Below are 25574 nucleotides of genomic sequence, written 5' to 3' on the forward strand. Positions count from 1 at the left end.
TCGTCGTCCCACCTCCGCACAGTTGAGTAGGGCTGTAAAAGCTGATGAAATCAGCGTAGTAGAGCCCACTCAACCACTGCGTCTTGCTCGACAATCCAAAAACAAAAAAGAGGCTAGGACTTTTGTCCCAGCCTCTTTTTAGTGGTGATTAAATTTCATAGCCCATGAGGAGCCCGCCTTCTTCGGCATAGAAACTACAAAGTCCAGAAGTAGGAAGGACTTCAATCATTGCATGGGCAAATTTTTCTCGAATCAATGCAGAGAATTGCTCGATAAATTTTTCATTGTTGCGGTGGGCGATGGTGATATGTCCGCCAGCATAACCCGCCTTGATTAATTCATCAAAAGCCGCCTTGATCGCTTTCTTTTGGCCCCGTGCTTTTTGAAGCAACTCAAGGGTACCCGTCTTACTAGCTTCGCCGACCATACGGATATTGAGGAGCCCGACAACAGTTCCGAGCAATTTGCTGAGACGCCCATTTTTGACCAGATTATCAACTTTAGCCAAAACAAAGAGCAACTTTGTCTTAGACTGGTAGGTGGTGATCACATCGACCACTTGATCAAAATCGAGGCCTTCAGCGACCAACTGGTTGAGTTTGCGAACGATCAGGTCTACCTCGCCCCCAGCTGACAAGCTATTAATCACGTGAATATTGGTATTCGGATGCTCTTCTAGATAAATCTTCTTAGCTACCTCAGCACTATTGTAGCTACCTGAAAGGGTTCCAGTGATGGTGACTACGACAATATTTTCAGCCACTTCAAAAGACTTCATGTAGTCATCAGGACTCGGACAGGCAGACTTAGAAGCTGTCGTAGTCGCATACATCTCTTCCATCATCTGATCGATATTGAGGTGGGCGTCGTCTGTATAGATGGTCTCCCCCACTTGGATGGTCAATGGGACACTGACAAACTCCGTATCCGGTGCCAGATTGTCCAAAGAGCGGTAGTCACAGCCTGAATCCGCAATAATTTTCCATTTCATCAGTTCATACCTCATAATTGTATAAAAATGTACATTGACAAGTAGTATGTCTTCTTTTACAATTATATCATGAAGTACAATGCTATCCAAGCAGATATCATCAGGTGAGACAGATAGAAAGTAAATGTTATGGCAGAAAGAAAAATATCCGAGAAATCCTTGGAAAATCTCAAACGATTTAACCGAGAAAACAATGCGATTACACGAGAATCCATCGAAATCTCTCTCCTGCAATTATTGGAGAAAAAAGATCTGAATAAGATCACCATATCTGAGCTGGTTCAGCGTGCCGGTGTCTCTCGCGCAGCCTTTTACCGAAATTATGACTCCAAGGAAGAGATTCTAGAGTCCATCTTTCAGTCTAGTATCGCAAAGATTACCAAGTCTTTAGATGGCTACAACCTCAAGACAGATCTCTACCAGGTCTGGGTCTACCTCTTTAAGGAAGTCAAGAAAGAAGCCAAAATCATTAGCTTGGCCATTGATTATAATTTTGAGCGACTCTTGACCAAGGCAGTCTATGACTTTTTAGAAAAACGAAATGGCAGCTCCTCGAATGGCGCTGGCAGCTACCTCAATTCTTTCTGGAGCTCAGCCATTGTCTCTGTCATCTCCAAATGGATCAAGGATGGCATGAAGATCCCCGCCGAGAAAATCGCGACCCTAGGGCTGCCCCTCTTTCCACAAAAGAAAAAGTAATCACCACCGAGAGGTGGTTTTAAAGTAAACTGCACATCTCCATAACTAGTTCAAATGAATAGATAAAACTGAGCAGAGATTAAACAAAGGACAAGAACGATGATCGAAGAACGAATCCAAGCTGCTAAGCAGTATGTTAAAACCTTATTTGCTGATCGAGCGGATGGCCATGATGTAGAGCATACCCTCCGCGTCTATACCAATGCTATGAGAATCGCACAAGCAGAAGGTCCATGTGATCTGGAGATAGTGGGCCTGTCAGCTCTTCTTCACGATGCTGATGATGATAAATTGTTTCATACAGAGAATAATGCGAATGCTCGCATGTTTCTAGAAGAGCTGGGTACCTCTAAAAAGCAAATCGACCAGATTTGTCGGGTTATCAATGCTGTTTCTTTCAGCAAAAATCGTGGGAAACATCCAGAAACCTTAGAAGGCAAGATTGTCCAGGATGCAGACCGCCTGGATGCGATAGGAGCTGTAGGTATTGCGAGAACTTTTTCCTATGGTGGCCACAAAGGGAGGTCCCTCACTGATACCGTCCAACATTTCCATGACAAGTTGCTCCTCTTGAAAGATGAAATGAACACGGAGACTGCTAAGCAAATAGCAGAAAGTCGCCATCAATTTTTAATCACCTTTCTAAAAGAACTAGAGAAGGAACTCTAACAAAAGAGAGTGGGACAGAAATCGGTAATTCGTTAGAATTCGATTTCGTCGTCCCACCTCCGCACAGTTGAGTAGGGCTGTAAAAGCTGATGAAATCAGCGTAGTAGAGCCCACTCAACCACTGCGTCTTGCTCGACAATCCAAAAATAATTGAGAGGCTAGGACTTTTGTCCCAGCCTCTTTCTTTAATCTTGCATCATAGCTAAAAGGTCCTCTCCTGTAGTGGTTGGAAGGATCCGGACTCGTTTGAGGGAATAGAGTCCATCAGCGGAGCTGGCTAGTCCATTTTTAGTAGTGAGGCCTAGTTTGTAGTCAGCTTTCTTGGCTTGGTCGATTGTGACCTGGCTGTAGCGACCAGATGGGTAGACGATAACGCTGGTATTTTGATCCAGCACCTTATCTAGCAGGCGTTTAGAAGCAACCAGCTCATTCTTTTGGGTCTCAAGACTGGAATTGGCTAGGTCTGGATGATTGACCGTATGGCTTTCAAAGGTCAAGCCAGCACTTTTCATCTCTTTGATTTGGTCAAAGGTCAGGACATTTTCTTTTTCTTTTTGGGTAAAGTCCGTGATGATATTGTTAGTGGCGGTCATCTTGTATTTCTTAAGAAGCGGATAGACGATGGTATAGAAATCCTCGACACCATCATCAAAGGTCAGCCAGACATATTTCTTTCCTTTGGGGACTTCATTTTTAGCGAGGATGCGATAGGCTTCCTCTGGCGTCAATGTGTAGTAACCCGCATTTTTCAGGGCCTTTAGTTGGCTTTCAAAGGTTTCTGGATCGACAATCAGATTGGCATTGGCAGCTTCAGACTCGGCCATATTGTGCACGGAGTGGTACATGAGGATGGGCAGTTTGACCGGTTTTTTCACTCGGGTCCACTCGATAGAGGAACTGTGTTCATCTAGCGAGCGCGTCATGGCAGTGCCGCTGGTATTTCCATCACTCGGCTGAGTGATCCGCTTGATTAGAAGAAAGCTACAAATAAAGATACAGACCAAGAGGAGTGCATTGATTCCAAGTAGGACTTTGATTTTTTTAGGTACTCTTCGTTTACTCATAGTGTCACCGCTTTCATTATTTTCTTTATTGTACCACAAATTCTATGTTCTTTTCCAGAACTTGCTACAGGCAGATCCTGTCATGAAAATTCAGAATTTTTAAGGCAATTGGCTGTCAAACGCTCAAGTTTTTGTTATAATGGAGCTACTATAGAAAATTCAAGGAGTCAATAGGATGTCTGTTAAGATTGCCTTACTAGGATTTGGTACTGTTGCTAGTGGCGTACCATTTTTATTAAAAGAAAACCATGAAAAAATCACCCAGGCAGCTCAAGATGAAATCGAGATCGCCAAGGTCTTAGTTCGAGATGATGCGGAAAAGGAAAAATTGCAAGCTGCTGGTCATGACTACAACTTTGTGACCAATGTTGATGAGATCATTGAAGACAAGGACATTGCCATCGTGGTCGAATTGATGGGTCGTATCGAGCCAGCGAAAACCTTTATCACCCGTGCGCTGGAAGCAGGCAAGCACGTAGTTTCTGCTAACAAAGACCTTCTTGCCGTTCATGGAAGCGAGTTGCTAGAGATTGCTCAAAAACACAAAGTGGCCCTTTATTATGAAGCTGCCGTAGCTGGTGGGATCCCAATCCTTCGGACCTTGGTGAATTCTTTGGCCTCAGACAAGGTGACCAAAGTGCTCGGTGTGGTCAATGGAACCTCTAACTTCATGATGACCAAAATGGTCGAAGAAGGCTGGACTTATGAGGATGCTTTAGCAGAAGCGCAACGTCTTGGTTACGCTGAAAGTGATCCAACCAACGACGTTGAAGGAATTGATGCTGCTTACAAGATGGTGATCTTGAGCCAGTTCGCTTTTGGAATGAATATCCAATTTGACCAAGTAGGTCACAAAGGAATCAGCCAAATCACTCCTCAAGATGTCTCAGTTGCTCAAAGCCTTGGCTATGTCATTAAGCTTGTCGGCTCTATCGTTGAAACAGAGTCAGGGATCGCAGCAGAAGTGACACCAACCTTCCTTCCAAAACAACATCCACTCGCAGGAGTGAACGACGTTATGAATGCGGTCTATGTGGAATCCATCGGTATTGGGGAGTCTATGTACTACGGACCAGGTGCTGGTCAAAAACCAACTGCGACCAGTGTCGTAGCCGACATCGTTCGCATTGTCCGTCGACTAAAAGAAGGAACAATCGGTAAAGCCTTCAATGAATACAGCCGCCCTCTTCAATTGGCTAAACCAGAAGACGTGAAGAACAATTATTACTTCTCAATCAAGGCACCAGATGCGACTGGTCAAATCTTGCGTCTTGCGGAGATCTTTAATGCAGAAGGAGCTTCCTTCAAGCAAATCCTCCAAGAAGATTCAGATGGTCACTATGCAAGTGTGGTGATCATTACCCACCAAGTCAACCAAACACAATTCAAGAACTTGGTTGAAAAATTGGATTCAGAGGCGAATTTCGAACTCTTGAATACCTTTAAAGTCTTGGGAGAATAAGCATGAAAATTATTGTTCCAGCAACCAGTGCCAATGTAGGGCCAGGTTTTGATTCTGTTGGGATTGCCGTGACTCGCTATTTGACTATTGAAGTCCTTGAACCAGCTGATGCTTGGTTTATTGAGCATGATCTTGGAGCAGGGATTCCGACAGATGAGAAAAACCTTTTGCTCTCAACAGCTCTTTCTATCTCAACTGATATGCAACCCCATCGGATCAAGATGACTAGTGAAGTGCCTTTGGCGCGTGGTCTGGGTTCTTCTAGCTCGGTCATTGTCGCAGGGATTGAATTGGCTAACCAATTAGCCAACCTCCAGCTATCAGATGCTGAGAAATTGCGCATCGCGACCGAGATCGAAGGTCATCCGGATAATGTAGCTCCAGCTATCTTTGGGAATATGGTCATTGCGAGCTACATCGGTGAAGATGTCCAATATGTCACGGCTGACTTCCCAAGCTGTGACCTTGTGGCCTTTGTACCGAGCTACCAATTGAAGACCAGTGATAGTCGGAATGTCCTACCGAAAGAATGGTCTTATAAGGAAGCTGTTGCAGCTAGTAGCGTAGCCAATGTCGCTATCGCAGCTCTCCTCAAGGGAGATTTGCTGACGGCTGGTCGCTCCATCGAGTCTGATCATTTCCACGAACGCTACCGTCAATCTCTTGTCAAAGAGTTTCCTCAGGTCAAAGAAGTCGCCCATGCGCATGGGGCTTACGCCACCTATCTGTCGGGAGCAGGCCCAACGATCATGAACCTCTTAGCGCCAGAGCATACAGCAGCCTTTGTCGCAGCTCTCGAAAAACTCGGGCTAGATGGTCAGATTTTCCAACTTAAAATTGACACATTTGGCGTTCGTGTTGAGAATTAAACCCGAATGTAACACAAATGAAAGAAGGATGTATACGAATGTATATGTCCTTTTTGCTTCTCCTATGGTAGAATGTGAACAGTATGGGGAAAAGCTCAAGCTTTCCTGAAAATCTAGGGGGAAACATGAAACCAGAATATTTATATAGTATTGCTACCGATCTTGGTCTGCAATTTGATGGCGAAGCTCGTGTGATGTACGGGGAGCGTGAAGGCTTCTTGTTAGTCATTGAAGGCGCTCAAACCAAGAATGTATTTACCATTTCACTCAGTGTGAAACAAGGTTCCGAAGGAGACTTGATCGAAGATAGTGAAATTCTTTGGAATGAATTAAAAGAACAATCAAAAGCCATTAATGCTATCTCTTTTGATGGTTACTTGACCTCGATCGTTGTCAAAGGCGGAATGACCAAAGGCAAGGCTGTCGAAACCTTATGGACAGCCATCCAAGATATTGTTGATTTCTTGCTCAACCACCAATTTGTGCAAGTGAATGCGCAAACGGGTGAGGAAGGACCAATTGGTCTGTATCAAATTGGAGATGCGATCTTCTTAATCGACGATGCAACCTTTAGAGCTTACCAAGCCGAAGTGCAAGATACAGTTGAGGCTTATGAAGCGCGGGAAGAAAACTTCCTCTTAGGGATTGTAGGTGCTGTGATCGGTGTGATCATCGGTGGAGCAGTTGCCCTCTTAGTAGCGCGTCTTGGCTATGTGTCTGTTTTGGCAGGTGCAGCCCTCGGTTATTGTACCATCAAAGGTTATGAGATTCTTGGTAAGAAATTGACTAAAAAAGGTGTGGTAGTTTCAGCTATTTTGATGGTCTTGACCGTCTTTTTGGTCAACCAATTAGATTATACTTTGGCGCTTATGAGTGAACTGGATTTGCCATTTGATATGTCCTGGACGCTTCTCAATGAAGCGACATTCTCAGGGGATGTCCCTGATAAATTTTACTTGAATCTAGCACTCTTAGCTGTCTTTACTCTTGGTGGTGCTTGGATTTCGGTCAAATCAGCTCTGGATGGACAAAAGAATCGTGCCATTGCTCGTAAAATTGCATAATGAATGATAAAAGGAAGGTCTGAATATTATAGGTCTTCTTTTGTTTTTTAGGGTCGAAAAATAGTCAAAAATTTGGTATAATAGTTTGTATTTTTATAGAGAGAGAACAGACAGAAAGATGAATGAAAAAATGAATCAAATTCTTGAAGGGATTGATATCCGTTTTCAAGAACCTTTAAAACATTATACCTTCACAAAGGTAGGTGGGAATGCTGAATTTTTAGCCTTTCCCCGCAACCAATACGAATTAAAACGCATCGTTCAATTTGCCAACCAAGAGCAAATTCCATGGATGGTCCTGGGCAATGCATCCAATATCATTGTCCGCGATGGGGGCATTCCGGGATTTGTCATTATGTTTGATCGCTTGCGTGACATCAGTGTGGATGGTTATGTGATCGAAGCAGAGGCAGGTGCTAAACTCATCGACACCACCCATGTGGCCTTGCACCATAGTTTGAAAGGCTTCGAGTTTGCTAGTGGCATTCCAGGCAGTGTTGGTGGCGCAGTCTTTATGAATGCTGGAGCTTATGGAGGAGAGATCGCGCATGTCCTCGTATCCTGTAAGGTCTTGACCAAAGACGGAGAGATCGAAACTCTGTCAGCGAGTGAACTAGCTTTTGGCTACCGTCATTCTAAGATTCAAGAGACAGGTGCTGTTGTCATCTCTGCCAAATTTGCTTTGTCACCAGGCAATCACGAGGCGATCAAGCAGGAGATGGATCGGTTGACCCATCTTCGTCAGTTAAAACAGCCCCTTGAATACCCTTCTTGTGGATCCGTCTTTAAGCGTCCTGTCGGTCATTTTGCAGGTCAATTGATCAGCGAAGCAGGTCTGAAAGGCTATCGAATCGGTGGTGTTGAAGTTTCTGAAAAACATGCCGGCTTTATGGTCAATGTCGATAATGGAACAGCTAAGGACTACGAAGACCTGATCGCCCATGTCATTGAGGCAGTAGAAGCTCACTCAGGCGTCCGTTTAGAAGCAGAAGTTCGCATTATCGGCCAAGCCTAAGAACTTTAGTATTGAAGAACAATTGATTGTGAACCATCGATAGCATCAGTCGGAGAGGGGGTGAGTGCCTATCGATACCGTAAATAGGTGGGGCAGTCTAGTAAGTCCCCGAGAGGTATTGGTGGTCTGACAGGTCTTCCTGTCAGCCGCTGCATTTTCGTTTGAAAAGCAGTTTGCTAATCGCAGTAAAGAAGGAATTTATGTGAATTGAAAAAACCAATTATTGAGTTTAAAAATGTTTCAAAGGTCTTTGAAGATAGCGGTACCGTTGTCCTAAAGGATATCAATTTTGAATTGGAAGAAGGGAAGTTCTATACCCTGCTTGGTGCGTCTGGATCTGGAAAATCGACCATCCTTAATATCATTGCCGGTCTTTTGGATGCGACGACTGGAGATGTCTACCTTGATGGGGAACGGATCAATGATGTCCCTACCAACAAACGGGATGTCCACACCGTCTTTCAGTCCTATGCCCTGTTTCCACATATGACGGTCTTTGAAAATGTGGCTTTTCCCCTTCGTTTGAAAAAGGTGGATAAGGCTGAGATCGAACGTCGGGTTTCAGAAGTCTTGAAAATGGTCCAGTTAGCGGGATTTGAAAAACGTTCGATCCAAAAATTATCCGGTGGTCAACGCCAGCGGGTAGCGATTGCACGGGCTATTATCAATGAACCACGAGTGGTCCTTTTAGATGAGCCCTTGTCTGCCCTTGACTTGAAGCTGCGGACAGACATGCAGTATGAGTTGCGGGAATTGCAACAACGTTTGGGGATTACCTTTGTCTTTGTTACCCATGACCAAGAAGAAGCCCTTGCCATGAGTGACTGGATCTTTGTCATGAATGAAGGGGAAATCGTCCAATCTGGTACTCCTGTGGATATCTATGATGAACCGATCAACCACTTTGTAGCCACCTTTATCGGGGAGTCCAACATTCTGGATGGTCGCATGATCGAGGACTACTTGGTTGAGTTCAATGGCAAACGCTTTGAAGCTGTCGATGGGGGAATGCGTCCAAATGAACCAGTTGAAGTTGTCATTCGTCCTGAAGACTTGCAAATCACTCTTCCTGAAGAAGGCAAGCTCCAAGTGAAGGTGGACACCCAGCTCTTCCGTGGTGTGCATTACGAGATCATCGCCTATGATGATTTGGGAAATGAGTGGATGATTCACTCCACTCGTAAGGCCATCGTGGGAGAAGTCATCGGGCTAGACTTTGAACCAGAAGATATCCACGTTATGCGTCTCAATGAAACCGAAGAAGAATTCGATGCTCGGATCGAAGAGTACGTTGAAGTGGAAGAGCAAGAAGCTGGTTTGATTAATGCCATTGAGGAGGAAAGAGATGAAGAAAACAACCTCTAATCTATTTATCCTCCCCTATTTCTTGTGGATTTTTCTCTTTGTCTTGGCTCCTGTAGTCATGATCATCTTTCAATCCTTTTTTAACGTTGAAGGGCAGTTTTCACTTGAAAACTACAAAGAGTTCTTTACTTCGCAAAATCTGACCTATTTAAAGATGAGCTTTAATTCGGTCCTTTATGCCGGAATCGTCACCCTGGTGACGCTCTTGATCTCCTACCCGACTGCTTACTTTTTGACGCTGCTCAAACACCGGCAGTTGTGGTTGATGTTGATCGTCTTGCCAACCTGGGTCAATCTCTTGCTCAAGGCCTATGCCTTTATCGGAATCTTTGGTCAAAACGGCTCCATCAATAGCTTTTTAAGCTTTCTCGGAGTCGCTCCCCAGCAGATCCTCTTTACCGATTTCTCCTTTATCTTTGTAGCTAGCTACATCGAGTTGCCTTTTATGATCTTGCCGATCTTTAATGTCTTAGATGACTTAGATCCAAACTTGATTAATGCCAGCTATGATTTGGGAGCCAATCGTTGGGATACCTTCCGTCTTGTGGTCTTCCCCTTGTCCATGAATGGAGTCCGCTCAGGTGTACAATCTGTCTTTATTCCTAGTCTGAGCCTCTTCATGTTGACACGGATGATCGGTGGAAATCGCGTCATTACCTTAGGGACTGCGATTGAACAGCACTTCCTGACAACACAAAACTGGGGAATGGGTTCTACCATCGGAGTTGTTCTGATCCTTGCCATGCTCTTTACCATGTGGGCAACAAGAGAAAGGAGAGAACGATGAAAAAAGTATCTCATTTCTATCTAGGTTTCGTCTTTCTGATCCTCTATCTTCCCATCTTCTATTTGATCTTTTATGCCTTCAATAAAGGGGGAGATATGAATGCCTTCACGGGCTTCACGCTTGAGCATTTCAATGAATTGTTCGCAGATAGTCGCCTCATGCTGATCTTATCAGAGACCTTCCTCTTGGCCTTCTTGTCAGCCTTGATTGCGACAGTGATTGGAACCTTTGGAGCCATTTATATTTACCAATCCAAGAAAAAGTTAGAAGGACCTTTGCTCTCCATTAACAACATTCTCATGGTAGCGCCAGACGTTATGATCGGGGCCAGCTTCTTGATTCTCTTTACGACGGTCAAGTACCAGCTAGGTTTCCTATCTGTTCTGGCTAGCCACGTAGCCTTCTCGATTCCCATTGTGGTCTTGATGGTCTTGCCACGTCTCAAGGAAATGAACCGAGATATGGTCAATGCTGCCTATGACCTGGGAGCTACTCAAGTGCAAATGCTCAAAGAGATCATGTTGCCCTATCTGACACCAGCCATTATTGCGGGATACTTTATGGCCTTTACCTATTCTCTTGATGACTTTGCCGTAACCTTCTTTGTAACCGGAAATGGTTTTACAACCTTGTCTGTAGAGATCTACTCACGTGCGCGTCAAGGGATTTCCCTCAGTATCAATGCCTTGTCCGCCCTTGTCTTTCTCTTTAGCGTGCTCTTGGTCATCGGTTATTACATTATCACCCGTGAAAAGGAGGAAGCAGCATGAAAAAACTTTATTCATTCCTAACTGGGATTGTCCTTGTCATTCTGGTCCTCTGGGGAATTAGCCACCAGATCGAAGCAAACATGAATACCAAGAATAGTGACAAGTTGGTCATCTACAACTGGGGAGATTATATCGATCCAGAATTGCTCAAGGAATTTACCAAAGAGACAGGGATTCAGGTGCAATATGATACCTTTGATTCCAACGAAGCCATGTACACCAAGATCAAGCAAGGGGGAACCACCTACGATATTGCGATTCCTAGTGAATACATGATTGCCAAGATGATGGATGAACATCTGGTAGAAAAGTTGGACCAATCCAAGATCAAAGGGATGGAAAATATCGATCCAAAACTCTTGAACCAATCGTTTGATCCGGGCAACCAATATTCTGTACCTTATTTCTGGGGGACCTTGGGGATCGTCTACAATACCAAGATGGTCAAAAATGCTCCGGAACATTGGTCGGATCTCTGGCGTGAAGAGTACAGAAATGACATCATGATGTACGATGGTGCGCGTGAGGTCATGGGAATTGGTCTCAATACCTTGGGCTATAGCCTCAATGAAAAGGATCCAAAGAAATTGCAAGAGGCAGTAGATAAACTCTACACCTTGACGCCAAATATTAAAGCTTTGGTGGCTGATGAGATGAAAGGCTATATGATCCAAAACAATGCGGCTATTGGGGTTACCTTCTCAGGAGAAGCCAGCCAAATGCTCGAAGCCAATAAGGATCTTCGCTATGTCGTCCCAACTGAAGCCAGCAACCTTTGGTTTGATAACATTGTCATTCCAAAAACCGTGAAAAATAAAGAAGCAGCATATGCCTTTATTAACTTCATGCTTCGTCCTAAAAATGCTTTGAAAAATGCTCTTTATGTCGGCTACTCTACGCCAAATAAAAAAGCCAAAGCCATGTTGCCAAAAGAAATCCAAGATGACCAATCCTTCTATCCAAGCGATGAAACACTGGACCATTTGGAAGTCTATCAACAATTAGGCAAGAAATTGCTTGGAGTTTATAACGATCTTTACCTTCAGGTCAAGATGTATCGTAAATAACACAAAAGGAACCTTCGGGTTCCTTTTTGATTGCTTTTGAAAAGCTCTAACTAGTGAGTTAGATTGAGATTCAAATGAAAGATGCTATAATAGTAAGGAAAGTGACTGGCCCATTCAGTCATGAATGGAACGATTGGAGAAGAAGAGATGAAGAGACGACTGGAACTATTTTTGATCATTCTGTTACCGATCTTAGGACTGTTTTTTCTTGGAGGAAAAATCATACACCTAACCAAAAGGCCCGAACAGAAGATAACGGCATCTTCCTCAAAGAAAGTTGTACAAAAAACAGAAGAAGAGATAAAAAAAGAGCAAGTAGCCTATCTCAAAGAGCATGAAAAAGAAATCGTGGATTATGTGAAAGCCCAAAGTCCGAAAATTGAATCCGTTCAGATTGATTGGAGTGATGTGAGATGGAGTGATGGAGGATTCTTGCTTCCTGATTATTCAATTGAAGTTTATGGAACAGTGAATCATATTGAAAATTCTGGATGGAGTGCCTCTATGCCGATTAATGATGATGATTCAATCGATTTGAAAAAAATTTCCATATTCAAGGATATAACCATAGGAGAAGAGATATTGGAGTAGTAGTTTTTTTGATCTATGTTGAAATTTAAGGATATATTATGAGGAAACATACTAAAATTATTTTGCTAACTGTACCATCGATAGTTGCTTTATTTATTATCGAAGGGTGTACTATAAAACTAAAAGAACAAACGAAACAAGTACCAATTGCAACCTCTTCCTCCACCAAAGAAGATATAGAAGTGATCAAACAAAAACAGCTCGCTTATCTCAAAGATCACGAGCAAGAAATCGTCGATTTTGTGAAATCAAAGAGTTCAAAGGTTGAATCTATTCAAATTTATTGGGACGAAACGCAATGGATTGAGGGTGGAAATGGGACACCACAAGGTGGAGATGAGGTCATAGAAATTTTTGGCATCGTCAATCAACTTGAAGATTCAGGATGGAGGGTGGATGTCGTATTGGATTCTGATCAAAAGATGACATTCAGTATGGGCCAACATATTAGTATTAAGGGTGATTATATCGAGTAAGAGTTGGAAAATTTAAAACCTTTAAGTTTTTGTAGTCAATGTTATTGAATTAGTTATTTTACTAGAATATCTAAATGACTTTACTGGAGTTTATCAAAAACGAAAAAAATGAGTAAGATCCACTTATTTTATTTAATAAATACTACAATAAAAGCTGACATCAAAAGCCAAAAAAAATCAGTAAGGTTGCCCTTAACTGATTTTTTAGTTGGTTCCGGATGATGCTGTATCTGCGCCACTGTCTGTTGCTGTGGAGCCTTGGTCTTGTGCGGCAGACGAACTAGATTCTGTAGCGGATGAGCTATCGGTTTCTTTTTGTGAACTGGTATCTGTATTGCTTGAATCGGTTTGCGTATTGGCATCTGTATTGGTAGCGCTTGAGTCAGACTCCTTATCGTGAACCACGACGACGCTGGTGCTGCTAGATGGCTTATCTTCTGTTTTTTGATTGTCTTTATTAAGCAGACTCATAATCGTAATAGAAGTGACGATAATCCCTAAAAGACTAGCAATTGTAGCTACAACCGTTTGAAATAGTGATAGACCTTGTTTGACCTTTTCACCGCGAGAAGGTTTGGTATCTACTTGTTCCTCAGTTTTTTGATTCTTGTTACTTCTTGAATATTGTGACATGTTTGTTCTCTTTCTATCATGAATTTTTTTAATACTTTCCTATTATAAGTCATTTTCTGAAAAATGTCTAAAAAGAACTGAATTTTATAGAGGGATTTCACCTCATCTATCTTTATCAAATCCTTGTCCCAAGCTGCTAGAAATGATAAAATAGAAGTTACGTAAAAAGAAAGTGATGGATGCGTAGGACATGATCTATTTTGACAATTCAGCAACGACTAAACCCTATCCAGAAGCCCTTGCGACTTATACAGAAGTAGCGACTCGGATCTGGGGCAACCCTTCTAGTTTGCACAATCTAGGTAGTCAAGCGACTCGTATTTTAGAGGCTTCTCGGAAACAAATTGCGGAGCTAATTGGCAAGAAAGCTGAGGAAATTTACTTCACGTCTGGTGGGACAGAAGGAGACAACTGGATCCTCAAGGGTGTCGCCTTTGAGAAAGCCCCTTATGGCAAGCATATCATTGTCTCTGACATCGAGCATCCTGCCATCAAGGAATCAGCTGCTTGGTTAAAGACGCAGGGATTCGAAGTGGATTACGCTCCAGTGGATGAGCGTGGCTTTGTCAAGGTGGATGCCTTGGCTAACCTACTTCGTCCGGATACGACCTTGGTCTCTGTCATGGCCGTCAACAATGAGATTGGTTCTATCCAGCCCATCCATGACATCGCGACTCTCCTAGAAGATCGGCCAACGGTTAGTTTCCATGTCGATGCGGTTCAAGCCTTGGCAAAGGTAGCAACAGAAGTTTATCTACCAGAGCGCGTGGACTTTGCAACCTTCTCTAGTCACAAATTCCATGGTCTTCGCGGGGTTGGATTTGTCTATATCAAAGAAGGCAAAAAGATCACCCCTCTCTTAACGGGTGGGGGCCAAGAAAAAGAAATGCGCTCGACAACTGAGAACGTGGCAGGTATCGCAGCAACCGCAAAAGCCCTTCGCTTAGCTATGGAAAACCAAGAAGCTTTTGTCAGTAAGACCCAGCAGATGAAAGAAGTTATCCGCAAAGAATTGGCCAACTATCCAGATGTCACTGTCTTTTCTGGTGAGGATCACTTTGCCCCTCATATCTTGACTTTCGGGATCAAGGGAGTTCGTGGTGAAGTAGTGGTCCATGCCTTTGAAGAGTTTGATATTTACATCTCGACCACTAGTGCCTGCTCGTCCAAGGCTGGAAAACCAGCTGGTACCTTGATTGCCATGGGAGTGGACAAGAGTATTGCCCAGACAGCTGTTCGCTTGAGTCTCGATCTGGAAAATGACATGAGCCAAGTCGAGCAATTCTTGACCAAATTCAAACTGATTTACGAAAAAACAAGAAAAGTACGTTAATTTTAGAAGGAAATCAACATGACCTTAACCTATTCAGAAATTATGATTCGCTATGGAGAGCTTTCTACTAAAGGGAAGAACCGCATGCGTTTCATCAATAAACTTCGCAATAATATCCAAGATGTTTTATCTATTTATCCAGCTGTCAAAGTGACAGCGGACCGCGATCGGGCCCATGCTTATCTACATGGGACAGATTATGAACCAGTAGCAGAATCGCTCAAGCAGGTTTTTGGAATCCAAAATTTTTCACCTGTTTACAAGATTGAAAAATCAGTACCAGCCTTAAAAGCGGCAGTGCAAGGGATTATGAAGGAGATATACAAGGAAGGCTTGACCTTTAAAATCTCAAGTAAGCGGAGTGACCATACCTTTGAGCTCGATAGCCGTGAACTCAATCAAACCCTAGGTGGAGCTGTCTTTGAAGCCATCCCAACGATTCAGGCTCAGATGAAAAAGCCAGATATCAATCTGCAAGTCGAAATCCGAGAAGAAGCAGCCTACATCTCTTATGAAACCATTAAGGGGGCAGGAGGTCTTCCAGTTGGGACTTCTGGAAAAGGGATGCTCATGCTATCTGGTGGGATCGACTCTCCAGTAGCTGGCTACTTAGCCTTGAAGCGTGGGGTGGATATTGAGGCCGTCCATTTTGCTAGCCCGCCATATACCAGCCCAGGTGCGCTGAAAAAAGCCCATGATTTAACACGGAAGTTGACCAAGTTTGGGGGCAATATCCAATTTATCGAGGTGCCATTCACAGAGATCCAAGAGGAAATCAAGGCAAAAGCGCCAGAAGCTTACCTCATGACCCTGACTCGTCGCTTTATGATGCGCATAACAGACCGTATTCGCGAGGTTCGCGGTGGTTTGGTGATTATCAATGGTGAAAGCTTGGGACAAGTGGCTAGCCAAACCTTAGAGAGTATGCAGGCCATCAATGCAGTGACCAATACGCCCGTGATCCGTCCGGTGGTGACCATGGACAAATTGGAGATTATCGATATTGCCCAAGAGATTGATACCTTTGAAATCTCTATCCAACCGTTTGAAGACTGTTGCACCATCTTTGCACCAGACCGTCCGAAGACCAATCCCAAACTCAAAAATGCAGAGCAGTATGAGCAACGATTGGATGTGGAAGCTTTGGTCGAGCGTGCTGTAGCAGGCATCGTCGTAACGGAAATCACACCAAAATCAGAAAAAGATGAGGTCGATGACCTGATTGAGGACCTTTTATAATAGAGACTGGGATTTTCCAGCCTCTTTTTAAAAAGAACTAGAAGGAGAGAAAATGAAAAAAATTATCGTGTTAATAACGAGTTTGCTTCTTTTGACAGGCTGTGTCAAAGTATCTTTTACGAGCTCAAATAAAGAATCAAAATCTAGCCAAACCTCAAGCAGTAAGAAAGAAGCCCTAACATTTGTTAGAGCTGACCAGTACAAAGATCAGGACAATGAGATTTTAGAACTTGCTGAAAAGTTTATCAAAGACAATCCGACGCTTGGGGATGCTGATAAATTATTTGTCTTTTTCCCAGGTTATACGTTTGGAGATGAGGAAACTCGCTTGGCCCTGTTCTTAATGGTGAATCGGACCACTACAACAATTGATCGAGACGCTTCCTTTGTTGTGAACTTGGAATATGATGGAGCACCGATTCTTGAAAATATTACCGTAGATTATCAGATCAGCGAATCAGGTGTTTTAAAACCGAATATGGTTTCAGCTATTCCTCTCAAAATCACCAAAGAGCAAGAAGAAAAATTGAATAGCATGACCGATTCGTCCAAAGCTAAAATGAGTTTTAAAGACTTTAAATATAAAAGCAAGGGATAACAGGAAGAAGATAAAAAATAATTAGACTTCAATCGCCCTTCAACCTAGAGCTGTCTTCTAGATTGAGGGGCTTTTTCAAGATAAAGAAAGGGATCTAGTCTGTAATGGGAAGGCTAGATCCTTTAAAATATAGAGGGTTTCAAGAGATATTTAGTCAGCAAAGCTTAGTTTTTCGTTTGAAGCGCTGCTTGAGCGACGGCTAATCTAGCAGCAGGAACCCGGTAAGGAGAGCAGGAAACGTAGGTGACTTGAATGTCTTGGAAGAAGGCAATAGAAGAAGGATCTCCACCAACTTCACCACAGATACCAATAGTGAGGTTTGGTTTTACTTGACGGGCCTTGCTGATAGCAATTCTCATTAATTCACCGACTCCCTCCCTATCGATTTTTTGGAAGGGGTCAAAAGAAAGAATATCCTTGTCCTTGTACTGGCCAATGAACTTGCCAATATCATCCCGAGAGAAGCCATAGGTCATCTGGGTCAAGTCATTGGTGCCAAAGCTGAAGAAATCGGCTTCTTGAGCCAATTTATCAGCAGTTAGGCAGGCACGGGGCAGTTCAATCATGGTACCAATTTCATAAGGAAATGGCTCCTGACCATACTGTTTGAAAAGTTGTTCAATATGCTGAACAAGATACTCTTTGATGCATGCTAATTCTTTTTGATCAGCAATTAAAGGAACCATGATTTCCGGCTTGATCTGTTGGCCTTCTTGATGCAATTTGATAGCACTTCTAAATATAGCTTCCGTTTGCATCTTGTAGATTTCAGGTTTGCTTATGCCGAGACGGCAACCCCGGTGTCCCAACATCGGATTGCTTTCCTGCAGACTTTCAATGCGCTCGGCAAGTTTATCAGGAGATTTTTTTAGTTTGCTTGCTAATGCTACAATTTCTTGGGAATCCTTAGGTAGAAACTCATGCATGGGTGGATCGAGCAGGCGGACAATCATTGGTTTATCTTGAACGGTTTGGAACATTTGATAAAAGTCCTCTTCTTGGAAGTCTAGGAGTCTAGTGAGGGCTTCTTTTGTTTCCTCTTCGGAATCCGCTAAGATGAGGCGACGCATCTCAAGAATCCGTTCTTGTCCAAAGAACATGTGTTCTGTCCGGGCCAGTCCGACTCCTTTGGCTCCAAAGTTCATAGCGGTTGTCAAGTCTTTGACAGTTTCTGCATTGGCTCGAACTTGGAGGATGGCGACTTCATCTGCCCAAGCAAGTAAGCGCTGGAGGTCTTGGTTATTTTCTACTAGAACAGTTGGAAGTTCGCCACGATAAATGCGACCAGAGTAGCCGTCGACCGAGATCAGATCTCCCTCCCTTAGGACCAGACTACCACAGGAAAGGCTTTTATTTTCTTCACTGATGGTCAATTCTCCGCAACCAGCGACACAGCAAGTTCCCATGCCACGCGCTACAACAGCAGCATGGGATGTCATTCCCCCTTGGCTAGTGACAATGGCTTGGCTGACAATCATCCCTTCAATATCTTCTGGAGAAGTTTCTTGTCGAACAAGGATGACTTTTTTCCCTTCTTGATGGATTTCTTTAGCTCGGTCGGCCGTAAAGACGATTTGGCCAGAAGCTGCACCTGGGCTGGCGGGTAGGCCTTGAGCTAAGAAAGGTGCTTTCTCTAAAGCAGTTTCCTCAAAGACTGGATGAATTAGTTGACTGATAGAAGAAGGAGCGACTCTCAGGAGAGCTTCTTCCTTACTAATCAGACCTTGGTCTACCATATCTAGAGCAATCTTTAAAGAAGCTTTGGCTGTTCGTTTTCCATTTCGGGTTTGGAGGATGTAGAGCTTGCCTTTCTCAATGGTAAATTCAATATCCTGCATATCCTTATAATGGTTTTCAAGGATCTTGGCATAGTCTCTGAAAGCCTGATAGGTTTCAGGTTGGATTTCTTTTAAGGCTGCAATTGGCTCAGGTGTGCGGACACCAGCAACGACATCTTCCCCTTGAGCATGAAGCAAAAACTCACCAAAAAGTTCTGCTTCCCCAGTTGCAGGATTTCTAGTGAAGCAAACCCCTGTTCCACTGGTTTGGTCACTATTTCCAAAGACCATGGCCTGGACATTGACAGCTGTTCCTAAATCATGAGGGATCTGATGAAGCTCCCGGTAAATTCTAGCCCGCTTGTTATTCCAGGATTTAAAGACTGCTTGGATGGCTGCGTAGAGTTGTTCATGAGGGTTCTCAGGAAATTCTTGCTTGTGTTTGGAGTAGAGAGTTTTATAGTGCTGGATCAATTTTTGTTGCTGGGCTAGGTCAAAATCATGGACCTTTTTATTCTGTTTTTGTTCAAAAGCTGCTAGTTGATCATCAAAAAGTCCCTTATCGATGCCGTAAACTACATCAGCAAACATCTGGAGTAGACGGCGATAGCAGTTGTAGGCGAAATCAAGATTGGTTTCTTTAGCCAGTAATTGAGCCCGTTGATCATTGAGACCAAGATTGAGAATGGTATCCATCATCCCAGGCATAGAAAATTTGGCCCCGCTCCGGACAGAGACTAAGAGTAAGTGAGGATTTTCTCCGCTAAAGGACTTACCCGTTTTGTCTTCCAATTGAGCAACCGCTTTCAAAACTTCCTCTTTTAAAGAGGAATCAAAGAAGTCAGGATGATCGAGATAGTGGATACAACTTTTTGTGGTGATGGTAAATCCAGGAGGAACCGGTAGTCCCAGATGGCTCATCTCAGCTAAATTAGCGCCTTTTCCACCCAGGAGATCATTGGCCTTCGCACTTCCTTCTTCGAAGGAGTAAATCCATTTTGTCATATAAGCCTCCAAAAATTCTAAATATGTGTCATATTTAAGACAAGATCATTTTAATATACATCATATATATTTGTCAAACAAAACATACATCTTTCTCTGTTGACTAATTGGATTTTTCTGCTATAATACTCAGTAAAAATGATGATTATTTGAAACTGAAGGATAGAAATATTATGAATATTACTTTTGGTATGTCTGATATCATCATGGATAGAAAAATAGAAAGGATAGGAAATTTTGAAATTAAGTGAACGTCAAAAGAAAATAGTTGACATTGTAAAAATGCATCAGCCCTTAAGCGGAGAGAAGATTTCTGAGTTATTGGATATTTCAAGAGCGACCCTTCGCCCGGATTTGTCCTTTTTGACCTTGGTTGGAATTTTGAAAGCTACACCAAAAATTGGTTATACCTACTCTGGATTAGATCTCGAAACGCTTTTCTTTTTTGATACTTTTCAAAAAGAAGTGGCAGAGATTATGACCTCTCCTGTTTTAGTCACCCATGATTCCTATATTCAGGATGCCATTATCACCCTATTTATGTATGATGCTGATGTCCTCTATGTTATCGATGAAGGCAAGCTCTTACTGGGAATTATGTCCCGTAAAGATTTATTGAGAGCATCTCTTAATTCGAGTATCCAGACGACCCCTGTAGCAGTTTGTATGACTCGAATGCCACATATCATTACCTGTACTAAAGATATGAATATCTTAGAAGCGGCTGCCCTCCTACAAGATCATGCCATCGATTCCTTACCAGTAGTCGATGAGGAGAATGACCGAAAAATTGTGGGAACGGTGACCAAATCAGCCTTGCTCGATTATATTATCCTACAAGCAAGAAGTGCTGAACTGAAGAGTGAAGAGGAATAAATATGAAAAAAGAGATCATTGTATATAGTATTTCAGATTCTTTGGGAGGGACTTCCCAAAAATTATTGTCAGCAGTTACCGCACAGTATCCAGAGATCATTTTTAATAATAGTTATCGTTTCCCTTTTATCAATCAAGAAGAGGAACTCTTGGATATCTTATATGATGCCTTGAAGGATGATGCACTTGTCATCAGCACCTTGGTCAATAGTCAGTTAGCATCAGTAGCCAGAGAATTTAGCCAAAAAAATGGTTTGGCTTATTTGGATCTCATGCATCCATTTTTTGAAATCATCCAAGAAAAGACTGGTACCAGACCAATAGAAGTTCCAGGAACCTTGCACCGCTTGGACAGTGATTATTTTAAGAAAATATCAGCCATTGAATTTGCTGTGAAATATGATGACGGTAAGGCACCCCAGGGTTTTTTAGAAGCCGATTTGGTCCTACTTGGTGTTTCCCGTACTTCAAAAACGCCCCTTAGTATTTACCTGGCCAATAAGGGCTACAAGGTTGCAAATCTACCTTTGATCCCAGAAGTTCCTTTACCTCAGGTCTTAGATAAGGTTGATTCTCGTCGCTTGATTGGGCTGATCTGTGAGCCTGAAAAATTAATGAAAGTTCGAAGCCATCGCTTGGATTCTTTAGGATTAACACAAGAAACAAGCTATACGAATTTAGAAAAAATCTATCAAGAATTGGATTATTCCAAGAAGGTCTTTAAACAATATGGCGCTCAAGTCATCAATATGACAGATAAATCGATTGAAGAGACAGCTTTCCTAATTGAGGAGCAATTAAAGAAGATGAACTGATTCTTGAATCAGTCTAGATTGGGTTGTAACTGCAGATTCCTTGGAGAAATGATATGGAGCAATATAAGCGTATTTTACTAGAGAAATTTGATTCTCGTCAAAAAGTCATTACTGAACTCACTAATCTTGAGGCCATTTTAAACCTACCAAAAGGGACAGAGCTCTACATAAGTGATATTCATGGAGAATTTGCGGCTTTTGATTATATTTTGAGAAGTTGCGCTGGAATTTTAAATGAGAAAATTAATGATTGCTTTGCAGCTTCCTTGTCACAAGAGGAAAAGAATATACTGTCAGCTCTGGTATCTTATCCAGAGCTAGTTTTGGAAGGAGTGAATAAGGAGAAAGAGTGGTATAAATCAACGATTTCTCAACTCTTGACTCTATTGAGTTTTGTAGCAGCTAAATATAGCCGTTCCAAACTGAGAAAGGCCTTGCCCCAGGAATATGCCTATATTATAGAAGAACTGATCTATAGTGATCTTACGCTAGCTGATAAACATTCTTATTTCCATACTATCTTAAGTTATGTTATTGAACTAAGAGAAGCGGATCCCTTTATCTTGGGAATTGCCAGCAGTATTCGTCGCTTATTGATAGATCACCTGCATGTGGTAGGAGATATTTTTGATAGAGGGGCTGGAAGTGCCCAGGTAATGGATGAGCTTCTTCAGTTTCATTCCATAGATATTCAATGGGGCAATCACGATATCATTTGGATGGGAGCTTTTTTTGGATCCAAGGCGTGTTTATTGAATGTATTGCGCATTGCAGCACGCTATGGTTATTTATGGGATATCGAAAAAGCTTATGGCTTAAACATTCGATCCTTAACCTTATTTGCGGATAAAACCTACAAAGCCAATCCTAAGTTTAGGCCTATCCTGGGGACAAGAGCGGAGGAATTTACAGCAGAAGAAATATTACAGCTGGAAAAGGTCCATCAAGCGCTGGCCATTCTCCAATTTAAGATAGAAACTCAATTGATGAAGAGACGGCCAGAATTTCAGATGGACAATCAAATCCTGCTGGATAACATTGATTATTGGAAGAATACAATTACTATTGACGGGAAGAGCTATTCCTTGCAAAATACCTGCTTCCAAACCATAGATCGGGCAAAGCCTTCTGAATTATCCTCAGAAGAAAAACAAATAGTAGACAGTATTCTGGCTTCCTTCCAAGGATCTCCAAAAATGGCCAAACATATGGAACTGTTGATGAAAAAAGGTTCCATGTATAAGGTTTACAATCACCACTTGCTGTTTCACGGCTGTATTCCCTTGAAACCTTCTGGGGAATTTCAACCTCTGGTTCTTCATCAAGCTCAGTATGCGGGAAAAGAATTACTAGACTTTTTCGAATATCATATACGCCTTGCAGCAAAAAACAAAGAAGTTGGGAACGACCTTTCAACGGATTTAATGTGGTATTGCTGGCGAGGGCAATTATCTCCTCTCTTTGGGAAGAATAAGATGACGACTTTTGAACGGTATTTTATTGAGGAGGCAGAAACGCATAAGGAAATAGAAAATGAGTATTTTAGCTATCGCAATTCAAAAAAGATTTGCCAATTAATTTTAGAGGAGTTTGGTCTTGAAGCCAAGGTATCTCGCATTGTGAATGGACATACACCAGTGAAGACAGGAAAAGGGGAATCGCCCATTCGGGGTGAAGGGCTACTCTTTGTCATTGATGGGGGTCTTTGCGAAGCATATCAAAAGAAGACAGGTACAGCAGGCTATTCACTCCTTAACAATTCCTATGGTTTTCAACTGGTAACCCACCAGCCCTTCCAAGACATTCAAAAGGTAGTAGATTCGCCATTTGAGCAAACTTCCTTGAAGAGGGTTATTGAAGACCTGGAGGATAGGACCCTCATCCAATCAACCACTATTGGTAAGAACTTACTAGAACAACAGCAAGAACTGATCCAATTGCTCCATGAATTTTATGATGGGTGAGATCATTCATCAAAGGAAACAACTAAATCATAAATAGCTTCTTTATAAAGATAGCTGAGATTTATAGAAGTCATTTAATTCTAGTAAACACTTAAAAGAAATTTTTAAAAGAAAATTCGTTTTCAAAGCGCAAAAATGCTTGTCTTTGTCTGATAGAAGTGATATACTAAGAGAGTTGACTATGCACATGCCTGTGCAACCGCTCGATCATCGTCGCTCATCCCTTGAGCTTAAGTGGTTCGTCCCACGATGCTAGGCGAGTCTTCACAAAAATACGGGGAAACCCAAAAATACATAGGAGGTGCATAATGAGCACATACGCAATCATTAAAACTGGCGGAAAACAAGTTAAAGTTGAAGTTGGTCAAGCAGTCTACGTTGAAAAATTGAACGTTGAAGCTGGTCAAGAAGTTACATTTAACGAAGTTGTTCTTGTTGGTGGTGAAAACACTGTTGTCGGAACTCCACTTGTTTCAGGAGCTACTGTTGTTGGAACTGTTGAAAAACAAGGAAAACAAAAGAAAGTTGTTACTTACAAGTACAAACCTAAAAAAGGTAGCCACCGTAAACAAGGTCACCGTCAACCTTACACTAAAGTTGTCATCAACGCTATCAACGCTTAATTTTTAGGAGAACACATGATACAAGCAGTCTTTGAACGAGCCGAAGATGGCGAGCTGAGGAGTGCAGAAATCACTGGGCACGCTGGAAGCGGTGAATACGGCTTTGATGTCGTGTGTGCATCGGTTTCGACTCTAGCCATTAACTTTGTCAACTCTGTTGAGAAATTTGCAGGCTACGAACCGGATCTAGAATTAAACGAAGAAGAAGGTGGCTTCCTGCGGGTGACGATCCCGACGGATATTCCACCACATCAAAGAGAAATGACCCAACTATTCTTTGAATCATTTTTCTTAGGGATGGCAAACTTATCGGAGAACTCATCGGAGTTCGTCCAAACAAGAGTTATCACAGAAAACTAACATGGAGGAAAACAATTATGTTGAAATTGAATCTTGCTAACTTGCAACTTTTCGCCCACAAAAAAGGTGGAGGTTCTACATCAAACGGACGTGATTCACAAGCAAAACGTCTTGGAGCTAAAGCAGCTGATGGACAAACTGTAACAGGTGGATCTATCCTTTACCGTCAACGCGGTACTCACATCTACCCAGGTGTGAACGTTGGACGTGGTGGAGACGATACTTTGTTCGCAAAAGTTGAAGGCGTAGTACGCTTCGAACGTAAAGGTCGCGATAAAAAACAAGTTTCTGTTTACCCAATCGCAAAATAAAAAGGTTCAGTGAACCTTTTTATCCCGAGCCTTGAAATATTAAGGTGAGGAAGCTAGAAATAGCATAAATCAAAGCTTTCCGGATTGACGGAAGGCTTTTTTCTTTTATTTATTCAAAAATATCGTGTTTACTCTTGTTAATATAATGTTTGAATTTGTGTTTTTTGAAAAATGTAGTATAATAGAGACAAATATAGTAGGAATGGAAGTAGTACCATGAAAGATAGCAGACATGTTGAAATTCTTCAGGAACTGGATCGAAAAAGTGTGGTATCGGTCAAAGAGCTCAAGGAACTTTTTGGGGTGACAGATATGACCATTCGTCGCGATCTGATTGATCTTGAAAAACAAGGTCTTTTAGTTCGTGTACATGGTGGGGCCCACAAAAAAGTCAAAGATAGCTTATTAGAAGCTTCTCACAGTGAAAAAAATCTGATCAATATTGATGAGAAACGAAGCATTGCCAAAAAATGTGCAGACTTGATCGAAAATGGGGATACCGTCTTTATTGGCTCTGGTACAACAACAGACTTTATCGGAGATTATTTGGAAGGGAAAGAAATTAGCATCGTCACCAACTCCCTGCCTATTTTTGAGAAGCTCAAGGATTTCCCGAATTATGACTTGATATTAGTTGGTGGTCGCTACCGGGTAAAGACACAAACCTTTGTCGGTCAATTTGCCAATAAACTTTTGAAAGAAATCAAGGTTTCTAAGGCCTTCATCGGGGTCAATGGGATCGATGGGCATAGTGTCTCCACAGCCAATGAAGAAGAAGGAAATGGCAATGCCATTATTCTGAACAATGCGATAGAGAAATATGTGGTAGCTGATAACAGCAAGTTTGATAGTTATTCCTTCTACAGTTTCTATCGTGTGGAAGATCTAAATGCCATTATTACCGATGATAGTATTCCAAAGAAAATCAAAGACAAATACGCCTTGTATACGAAAATCATTTAAGATCAAGTGGTCTCAAAAAAGAGACCACTTTTTACTTTTTTAAGGATGTTAGAAAATGACGGTTAGGAAGCGCTTTAAAGATGAATATAAACAAAAATAAACAAAATACGACAAAAAATGATTGACAATCAATCAATATAGTGATATACTCTAACCATAAAATAAATAGTTAGATAAGGAGGTGGCA

The 25574-nt window shown here is 42.2% G+C and carries 26 protein-coding genes and 1 other annotated feature; of the genes, 22 read left to right on the forward strand and 4 right to left on the reverse strand.

Annotated elements, in window-relative coordinates:
- Nucleotides 1-148: 148 nt before the first annotated feature.
- On the reverse strand, nucleotides 149-991 hold the full coding sequence (locus RDV49_RS05985) for a DegV family protein (RefSeq protein WP_037607939.1): 843 nt from the start codon (nucleotides 989-991) through the stop codon (nucleotides 149-151).
- A gap of 129 nt (nucleotides 992-1120) precedes the next feature.
- Here RDV49_RS05985 and RDV49_RS05990 point away from each other — a divergent pair, with 129 nt between their 5' ends.
- Nucleotides 1121-1690, forward strand: a complete 570-nt coding sequence (locus tag RDV49_RS05990) for a TetR/AcrR family transcriptional regulator (protein WP_003007783.1) — start codon at nucleotides 1121-1123, stop codon at nucleotides 1688-1690.
- A 99-nt stretch (nucleotides 1691-1789) separates the two neighbouring features.
- Nucleotides 1790-2359 (forward strand): HD domain-containing protein, encoded by a 570-nt coding sequence (locus RDV49_RS05995; protein ID WP_003007779.1) that lies wholly within the window; start codon nucleotides 1790-1792, stop codon nucleotides 2357-2359.
- A gap of 185 nt (nucleotides 2360-2544) precedes the next feature.
- On the opposite strand, the gene RDV49_RS06000 is transcribed toward RDV49_RS05995, so the two are convergent.
- Entirely contained in the window at nucleotides 2545-3423 is an 879-nt protein-coding gene (locus RDV49_RS06000) for a polysaccharide deacetylase family protein (protein WP_310744334.1), read from the reverse strand.
- 175 nt (nucleotides 3424-3598) lie between these two features.
- On the opposite strand from RDV49_RS06000, the gene RDV49_RS06005 reads away from it, so the two are divergent.
- The 10 genes from RDV49_RS06005 (at nucleotide 3599) to RDV49_RS06050 (ending at nucleotide 12889) form a co-directional block, all read left to right on the forward strand.
- The gene (locus RDV49_RS06005) at nucleotides 3599-4885 is read left to right on the forward strand and encodes a homoserine dehydrogenase (RefSeq protein ID WP_003007775.1); all 1287 of its coding nucleotides are present in this window, start codon (nucleotides 3599-3601) and stop codon (nucleotides 4883-4885) included.
- 2 nt (nucleotides 4886-4887) lie between these two features.
- Complete coding sequence (gene thrB / locus RDV49_RS06010; RefSeq protein ID WP_003007772.1) at nucleotides 4888-5754, forward strand: homoserine kinase; 867 nt, start codon at nucleotides 4888-4890, stop codon at nucleotides 5752-5754.
- Between the two features lie 83 nt (nucleotides 5755-5837).
- Nucleotides 5838-6818 (forward strand): hypothetical protein, encoded by a 981-nt coding sequence (locus RDV49_RS06015; RefSeq protein WP_003007769.1) that lies wholly within the window; start codon nucleotides 5838-5840, stop codon nucleotides 6816-6818.
- A gap of 118 nt (nucleotides 6819-6936) precedes the next feature.
- The gene (gene murB, locus RDV49_RS06020) at nucleotides 6937-7833 is read left to right on the forward strand and encodes a UDP-N-acetylmuramate dehydrogenase (RefSeq protein WP_003007767.1); all 897 of its coding nucleotides are present in this window, start codon (nucleotides 6937-6939) and stop codon (nucleotides 7831-7833) included.
- A gap of 207 nt (nucleotides 7834-8040) precedes the next feature.
- On the forward strand, nucleotides 8041-9198 hold the full coding sequence (locus RDV49_RS06025; protein WP_003002881.1) for an ABC transporter ATP-binding protein: 1158 nt from the start codon (nucleotides 8041-8043) through the stop codon (nucleotides 9196-9198).
- Nucleotides 9179-9985, forward strand: coding sequence for an ABC transporter permease (locus RDV49_RS06030; protein ID WP_003007764.1), 807 nt, complete (start codon nucleotides 9179-9181; stop codon nucleotides 9983-9985). Before RDV49_RS06025 ends, RDV49_RS06030 begins: the two co-directional genes overlap by 20 nt.
- Nucleotides 9982-10755, forward strand: coding sequence for an ABC transporter permease (locus RDV49_RS06035; protein ID WP_003007761.1), 774 nt, complete (start codon nucleotides 9982-9984; stop codon nucleotides 10753-10755). The genes RDV49_RS06030 and RDV49_RS06035 overlap by 4 nt, the downstream gene beginning before the upstream one ends.
- Complete coding sequence (locus RDV49_RS06040) at nucleotides 10752-11822, forward strand: ABC transporter substrate-binding protein (RefSeq protein WP_003007758.1); 1071 nt, start codon at nucleotides 10752-10754, stop codon at nucleotides 11820-11822. Before RDV49_RS06035 ends, RDV49_RS06040 begins: the two co-directional genes overlap by 4 nt.
- Before the next feature lie 120 nt (nucleotides 11823-11942).
- Nucleotides 11943-12413 (forward strand): hypothetical protein, encoded by a 471-nt coding sequence (locus RDV49_RS06045; protein WP_003007756.1) that lies wholly within the window; start codon nucleotides 11943-11945, stop codon nucleotides 12411-12413.
- Nucleotides 12414-12451: 38 nt separating this feature from the next.
- Complete coding sequence (locus tag RDV49_RS06050; RefSeq protein ID WP_003007754.1) at nucleotides 12452-12889, forward strand: hypothetical protein; 438 nt, start codon at nucleotides 12452-12454, stop codon at nucleotides 12887-12889.
- Nucleotides 12890-13093: 204 nt separating this feature from the next.
- On the opposite strand, the gene RDV49_RS06055 is transcribed toward RDV49_RS06050, so the two are convergent.
- Nucleotides 13094-13522, reverse strand: a complete 429-nt coding sequence (locus tag RDV49_RS06055; protein WP_003007752.1) for a DUF6556 family protein — start codon at nucleotides 13520-13522, stop codon at nucleotides 13094-13096.
- Nucleotides 13523-13712: 190 nt separating this feature from the next.
- Between RDV49_RS06055 and RDV49_RS06060 the strand changes: the two genes are divergently transcribed.
- Genes RDV49_RS06060 through RDV49_RS06070 form a run of 3 tightly spaced genes read left to right on the forward strand, consistent with a single transcriptional unit; the run spans nucleotide 13713 to nucleotide 16692 of the window.
- The gene (locus tag RDV49_RS06060; RefSeq protein ID WP_003007750.1) at nucleotides 13713-14855 is read left to right on the forward strand and encodes a cysteine desulfurase family protein; all 1143 of its coding nucleotides are present in this window, start codon (nucleotides 13713-13715) and stop codon (nucleotides 14853-14855) included.
- A gap of 18 nt (nucleotides 14856-14873) precedes the next feature.
- Nucleotides 14874-16094, forward strand: a complete 1221-nt coding sequence (gene thiI / locus RDV49_RS06065) for a tRNA uracil 4-sulfurtransferase ThiI (RefSeq protein WP_003007748.1) — start codon at nucleotides 14874-14876, stop codon at nucleotides 16092-16094.
- 52 nt (nucleotides 16095-16146) lie between these two features.
- Nucleotides 16147-16692 carry a lipoprotein gene (locus RDV49_RS06070; RefSeq protein WP_003007746.1) on the forward strand — a complete coding sequence of 182 codons (546 nt, stop codon included), beginning with the start codon at nucleotides 16147-16149 and terminating at the stop codon, nucleotides 16690-16692.
- Nucleotides 16693-16856: 164 nt separating this feature from the next.
- Here RDV49_RS06070 and ppdK read toward each other — a convergent pair whose 3' ends face one another.
- On the reverse strand, nucleotides 16857-19475 hold the full coding sequence (gene ppdK / locus RDV49_RS06075) for a pyruvate, phosphate dikinase (protein ID WP_003007744.1): 2619 nt from the start codon (nucleotides 19473-19475) through the stop codon (nucleotides 16857-16859).
- 237 nt (nucleotides 19476-19712) lie between these two features.
- On the opposite strand from ppdK, the gene RDV49_RS06080 reads away from it, so the two are divergent.
- The 7 genes from RDV49_RS06080 (at nucleotide 19713) to RDV49_RS06110 (ending at nucleotide 25387) form a co-directional block, all read left to right on the forward strand.
- Nucleotides 19713-20351, forward strand: coding sequence for a CBS domain-containing protein (locus RDV49_RS06080; protein WP_003007740.1), 639 nt, complete (start codon nucleotides 19713-19715; stop codon nucleotides 20349-20351).
- Nucleotides 20352-20353: 2 nt separating this feature from the next.
- The gene (locus RDV49_RS06085; protein WP_003007738.1) at nucleotides 20354-21166 is read left to right on the forward strand and encodes a pyruvate, water dikinase regulatory protein; all 813 of its coding nucleotides are present in this window, start codon (nucleotides 20354-20356) and stop codon (nucleotides 21164-21166) included.
- Between the two features lie 53 nt (nucleotides 21167-21219).
- Nucleotides 21220-23130, forward strand: coding sequence for a fructose-bisphosphatase class III (locus RDV49_RS06090; RefSeq protein ID WP_003007736.1), 1911 nt, complete (start codon nucleotides 21220-21222; stop codon nucleotides 23128-23130).
- Between the two features lie 187 nt (nucleotides 23131-23317).
- Nucleotides 23318-23404: a sequence feature (ribosomal protein L21 leader region), on the forward strand.
- Nucleotides 23405-23438: 34 nt separating this feature from the next.
- On the forward strand, nucleotides 23439-23753 hold the full coding sequence (rplU, locus tag RDV49_RS06095; RefSeq protein WP_003007734.1) for a 50S ribosomal protein L21: 315 nt from the start codon (nucleotides 23439-23441) through the stop codon (nucleotides 23751-23753).
- A gap of 15 nt (nucleotides 23754-23768) precedes the next feature.
- A complete protein-coding gene (locus RDV49_RS06100; RefSeq protein ID WP_003002581.1) occupies nucleotides 23769-24113 on the forward strand; it encodes a ribosomal-processing cysteine protease Prp in 345 nt (114 codons plus the stop codon).
- Nucleotides 24114-24130: 17 nt separating this feature from the next.
- Nucleotides 24131-24424, forward strand: a complete 294-nt coding sequence (rpmA, locus tag RDV49_RS06105) for a 50S ribosomal protein L27 (protein WP_003002805.1) — start codon at nucleotides 24131-24133, stop codon at nucleotides 24422-24424.
- A 216-nt stretch (nucleotides 24425-24640) separates the two neighbouring features.
- Complete coding sequence (locus RDV49_RS06110; protein ID WP_003007732.1) at nucleotides 24641-25387, forward strand: DeoR/GlpR family DNA-binding transcription regulator; 747 nt, start codon at nucleotides 24641-24643, stop codon at nucleotides 25385-25387.
- Nucleotides 25388-25574 lie beyond the last annotated feature (187 nt).

Source organism: Streptococcus parasanguinis, assembly GCF_031582885.1.
Taxonomy (GTDB): domain Bacteria; phylum Bacillota; class Bacilli; order Lactobacillales; family Streptococcaceae; genus Streptococcus; species Streptococcus parasanguinis_M.